Origin of the sequence: Streptococcus oralis, from assembly GCF_019929345.1 — a bacterium.
Classification (GTDB): Bacteria; Bacillota; Bacilli; order Lactobacillales; family Streptococcaceae; genus Streptococcus.
Window position 1 is genome coordinate 1 of sequence record NZ_JAHZPJ010000026.1, and the last position, 1,860, is coordinate 1,860.

Annotated in this window: 1 protein-coding gene; it reads right to left on the minus strand. The window is 46.7% G+C overall.

Going from position 1 to position 1,860, the window contains the following annotated elements:
* On the minus strand, positions 1–1,860 hold a 1,860-nt coding region (essC, locus tag K1I97_RS09995; protein ID WP_223351613.1), incomplete at both ends, for a type VII secretion protein EssC.

The window sequence follows — 1,860 nt, forward strand, 5'->3', positions numbered from 1 at the left end:
TTGATAAAGTCAGGCTGGTTGACCTTTAGCTCTGCGAACTCATCTGAGATGAGAAAGAGGTGAGGGAGAGGCTCAGTCGCTTCTCCGTTTCTAAATTTCTTCTGGTATTGATTGATATGGTTGACTTCAAACTCTCCAAAGAGCCGTTCCCGGCGATGGATCTCCGCATTGATCGAAGCCAGAGCCCGCATAGATTGGGCTCCATCCAAGTTGGTAATGGTTCCCAAGAGGTGGGGCAGGTTTTTAAAGAGATTGGCCATTCCCCCACCCTTGTAGTCGATCAACAAGAAAGCCACATCGTGAGGGTGGAAGTTGACGGCAAGGGACAGGATGTAGGATTGGATGGTCTCGGACTTCCCTGAACCCGTCGTCCCTGCAATCAAACCATGTGGCCCATGGGCCTTTTCATGGAGGTTGAGCTGAACCAGGTCATCCTTACCACGTAGACCGATTGGAACAGCCAAGCTCTTATAAGGGGCATTCTTTTTCCAACGACTCGATACCTGCAAGTCTTCAAAGGTCTCTGCCCCATACATTTCCATAAAGGTCACAGAATCTGGGATTGAACTCTTGAGGTTTTGGAGGTGGTTAAGCGGTGCCAAGGTACGGGCAATCCGCTCCTTGTCATAATCTGCTGGAAAATGATCCAAGCGGAAGTCCGTCTCTTTCAAGACCCCTTCTTCCATGACCAGTTGACCTGTATTACGGTCCTTGATGTTGATGACTGTCTGGATATTCTCAGACAAGGAACTCATCACATCCTCCACAAAGACCAGTGAACAGCCTAATTCTGTCGGATCTTCGGTAAAGAACTCCATAATCACGTGGTCCAAAATCAGTTTTTCATCGGTCACTAAAACCACGTAATGGGGATGGAAAAGCGTGCTCTCCTTATGGGAGGCTTCCTCTTTTTGGGTACGGCGCAGTTTTAAGATTTGATTCAAACTGTTTAAAACTTGATCCCGTGTCCGTTGATTGTAGACAAAACCACGGACATTCAGCTCTTGCAATTTGGCATGCGGAAGCCACCGCATCCAAGACCATTGGTCTCTCTCCTCTTCAGGCAAGATGGTAATAAACTGCACATCGTGATAAGAGTGGAAAGTCGCTAACTGCATAACCAACAGCTGGAGCTGTTCTAAGACAAGATTTCTAGGTCCGACATACCCCACTGGTCCATGGCTGAGATTCGCTGGAATAGGCATATCTGGAATCTTTTTGTGACGGCTATAAAGCGCATAACCCTCTTCTTCTAACGCATCCTTCTTCCCACTTCGCTCCTGTTGGCCATAACTCAGCTCATAGCTGGTAGGAAGTTTGCCTAACCCCAAGCGATAATATAGAAAGTCAAAATGCAAAGGAGTCTTTTCGTAAATCCGATGGTTGTAGCTCTCAACCAAATCCGTCAATTCCAGAACCGTCGGAAAATGGTAATGCATCCCTTCTTTTTGTTCCCGCTCTAGACGGGTCAATTCCATGGCCTTATCTCTTAGATAAAGATGATATAGGTCAACCCGCTCCTTCTTATCCGCCTTATACTTCTTACGGTTTTTGATAAAACCACGGATTGAAAAAATCAAGCTGACAGCTGACATCCCGACCGTAGCGAGAATATAGATGCCTCGCGGTTGGACAAGGGTAATGAGGACAGTGACCCCAATCATCATAAGGGGAGGAATGATTAATTTTAAGAGTTCATCACTGGGCTTACTTGGTTCCTGTCCTGGAGGATTGATCAAGATTTTATCCTCACTCCCACGATAGATGATACGTGGTGAACGGTGATAATCTGGATAATCCTCATAAAAGCCATAACGAGAGGGCTCTCTTAGGGGCAATTGGTCTCCAACCTGAGCGGGT